At 36.5% G+C, this 3299-nt stretch carries 3 protein-coding genes; all 3 read left to right on the forward strand.

What is annotated here, in order from left to right:
* Positions 1-474 precede the first annotated feature (474 nt).
* The 3 genes from RQ893_RS08690 (at position 475) to RQ893_RS08700 (ending at position 3226) form a co-directional block, all read left to right on the forward strand.
* Positions 475-1524 (forward strand): rod shape-determining protein, encoded by a 1050-nt coding sequence (locus tag RQ893_RS08690; protein WP_311482620.1) that lies wholly within the window; start codon positions 475-477, stop codon positions 1522-1524.
* Positions 1524-2213, forward strand: coding sequence for a 2,3-diphosphoglycerate-dependent phosphoglycerate mutase (gene gpmA / locus RQ893_RS08695; RefSeq protein WP_311482621.1), 690 nt, complete (start codon positions 1524-1526; stop codon positions 2211-2213). The genes RQ893_RS08690 and gpmA overlap by 1 nt, the downstream gene beginning before the upstream one ends.
* Before the next feature lie 353 nt (positions 2214-2566).
* Entirely contained in the window at positions 2567-3226 is a 660-nt protein-coding gene (locus RQ893_RS08700; protein ID WP_311482622.1) for a winged helix-turn-helix domain-containing protein, read from the forward strand.
* Positions 3227-3299: the final 73 nt, after the last annotated feature.

A 3299-nucleotide genomic window follows, 5' to 3' on the forward strand; every position in this document is an offset into this window, starting at 1 on the left:
GAGGCTTTAGCCGAGTTATCAAATTTTAGCCGACTGAATGTCAAAAAAGTTTGGATATAGTTCAACTTAAACAAGGGCTCCGCTATATCAACAGTTTGCCGTAGGCAAACACCATATCCCCCGAGAGGGGTCGCCCGGAGGGGGTAGCCGAAAGGGGTCTGGGGAGTCGCGTTGGGGAACGTGCGAAACGTTCCCCTGGGACTCCCCAGGTACGAAGATTCAATAGTAAATAAAACAATAATTTAAAAGATAAAATAATAACTCATATTGGATAAGAAAAATAAAGATTGATTCGTCTCGGACGAATTTTTTATAAAATAGTTTAATAATTCACAAAAAGTAATATAATATACTTATAAGGCCTTGCGCCTAGCAAATAAAAGCCTAGTGCTAACGAAAGTGGCCTAGTGCCTAATTAAAAAAATAATGGCTCATCGCTTAGCGAAAATTTGTAATTATAGAAAAGGAATTAAGATGTCAAGATTTAGAAGGTCGGTTGCTATAGACCTCGGTACAGCAAGTGTGCTTGTTTTTATTAATAACAAAGGAATAGTTTTGAACGAACCATCTGTCATAGCCATTGATGTCCTATCTGACGAAATCTTAGCGGTGGGTAGTGATGCCAAGAAGCTTATTGGCAGAGCTGGTGGTAATGTTTCCTGTATTTTGCCTATGAAAGAGGGCGTTATAGCAGATTTTAAGGCGACCGAGAGGATGCTTGATTACTTTCTCAAGAAATCTTTAAAAAAATCTATTTTTAAGCCTGATCTTTTAATCTGCGTTCCAGCAAGATCTACCCAAGTAGAGAAGCGTGCAGTTATCCAAGCTGCAGAAAATGCTGGTGCCCACAGGACCTACCTTATCGAGGAGCCTCTTGCAGCAGGACTTGGTGCAGGGGTTGATATAACAGATCCAAAAGGGTCAATGGTGGTTGATGTTGGCGGTGGCACTAGCGATATAGCGGTGATTTCCATGGGTCAAGTCATTGCATCTAGGTCTGTTGATGCAGCTGGTGGGAGCTTCGATAGGCTTATTAAAGAATTTATCAGAAGTCGTTATGGACTCTTGATAGGAGATTCCTCTGCCGAGGCTATTAAGGAAGCGGTAGATGGCAAAACTAGCGAAGATTCAATCGAAGTTAAGGGTAGGAATATAACAAATGCCCTCCCAGCCAAGGTTTTTATCCCTGTAACAGAGATTAAGGATTGCCTTAGAGGTGAGATTGATAAGATTGTTGAGGGAATTAAAAAAGTGCTTGAGGTGACTCCTCCAGAGCTTGCCTCAGATATTTTCGATAGGGAAATAATTTTAACTGGCGGAGCATCTCTTACAATCGGTCTTAAAGAGAGGATAGAAGAGAAGTTCCAAATTAGGGTAAGGATTGCTGAAGACCCACAGGAATGTGTAATTAAAGGCACAGCCAAGGCTCTAAATTGGATTGATAGTTTGGATGAAAATAGGAATGAAGCTATAAGAAACAAGCAAGAAGAAAGCGAAGCTATAGAAAAACTTAGGAGAAGATAATGACAAAAAAATTAGTATTAGTAAGACATGGACAAAGTGAATGGAACCTAGCTAACAAGTTTACAGGTTGGGTAGATGTTGACCTTTCTGAAAAAGGTGTAGAAGAAGCAAAAGAAGCTGGTAGAAAAATCAAAGAAGCTGGCATTAGATTTGACCACGCTCACACATCTGTTTTAAAAAGAGCTATCAAAACTTGTAACTTTGTTTTAGAATATTCTGATCAAATGTATGTTCCACAATCAAAAACTTACAGACTCAATGAAAGACACTACGGTGCTCTTCAAGGCCTAAATAAGGCAGAAACAGCAGAAAAATATGGTGACGAACAAGTTCATATCTGGAGAAGATCTTATGATACTCTTCCACCAGAAATATCTGAGGAAGAAAAAGAAAAACAAGCACATTTACCAATGTTTGCTCACCTTCCAAAAGATGTAATCCCAGGAGCTGAAAACTTAAAAGTAACTCTTGAAAGAGTATTACCATATTATTTTGACTCAATCGCACCAGAACTTCTTGAAGGTGAAACAGTCCTAGTAGCAGCTCACGGCAACAGTCTAAGAGCTCTTGCAAAACACCTAGAAAAAATTTCTGATGATGACATTATGGATCTTGAAATTCCAACAGGCCAACCACTTGTTTATGAACTAGATGACGAGCTTAATGTAATAAAAAAATACTACTTATAAAATTTTAGGATTTTTTCCCAGACCCTGGCACGCCTTGGGTTTGGGATTTTTTTCTTGACACTTACTTGATAATTTGTTAATATATAATCTTGCTAGTGGCATAAATTTGTGCTAGTAAAGACAATTTGTTTTTTTTTTTTTTTGTTTTAAATATTTATAAAATTATGGCGGTTTTCAATTAGAAGTGGCTACATATAAGCGAAAACATACATGATATTGTCATAATAACCACTTTATCTTTTGCTGGAATCATTTATTTATTATAAAAATTTAGAAAAATATCAAAAAAACCTATTGACATTACTTTACAATGATATTATGATACTTGAGGGAGCAAATAGAAAGAGGACATTATGAGAATAGCATCAATTGAAAATGAAAACGGTGTTTCAGGTCTAATAAACTCACACTTTGATAAAAATGAAGTCGTCGTAGAAAAAATCGAATCTATTGACGAGCTCTTATTTATGGATTGTAGTATTTTTGATCTAATCTTGGTGGATATGACTCACAATCGATGCTTGCAGTTTATTCAGTACATAAAGCAAAAAACAAATATCCCGGTTATCTACCTTACTGAAAGATACAAAAAAAATCCTTACGAGCAAGAGCTAGAAGATAAGGATTTTGTGATTCACTCCTACACTCGTGAGGAATTTATTGATCAGGTTTTTAAAAAAGTAGATGAAATTACAAAGGCTCATGTGGTTAATCTTGGAGAATACACCTTAGATGAAGCCAATGGAGTATTCAAGATTGGAAATAAAATCCTTGACTTAACCAAGTCTGAGCTAGAAATTTGTTCTATCCTAATTCATAATATGCCAAATATTCTTTCCAAGGAAGCTATAGTTGTAGAAATGGAAAAACGTGGTCGCAACACAACCCCAAGATCTGTTAGGGAGCATATTAGAAAAATCAGACAAGAATTTAAAAAGGCAAGTCTAGAGCCAATTGACACTATCACTGCCAAGGGATATAGGTGGACTCTGGATTCCCTAAAAACCCTATAAATAAATTTGACAAAAAGCAAAAGTTTTCATATAATAGAATCAGAAATTGAATAGATATTAGCGATGGAAATCC

It is taken from the genome of uncultured Anaerococcus sp., from assembly GCF_963510915.1.
Classification (GTDB): Bacteria; Bacillota; Clostridia; order Tissierellales; family Peptoniphilaceae; genus Anaerococcus.

What these genes read in the sequence shown, in the direction of transcription:
- RQ893_RS08690 (WP_311482620.1), top strand. Translation starts at nt 475, where the DNA reads ATGTCAAGATTTAGAAGGTCGGTTGCTATAGACCTCGGTACAGCAAGT.
- gpmA (WP_311482621.1), top strand. Translation starts at nt 1,524, where the DNA reads ATGACAAAAAAATTAGTATTAGTAAGACATGGACAAAGTGAATGGAAC.
- RQ893_RS08700 (WP_311482622.1), top strand. Translation starts at nt 2,567, where the DNA reads ATGAGAATAGCATCAATTGAAAATGAAAACGGTGTTTCAGGTCTAATA.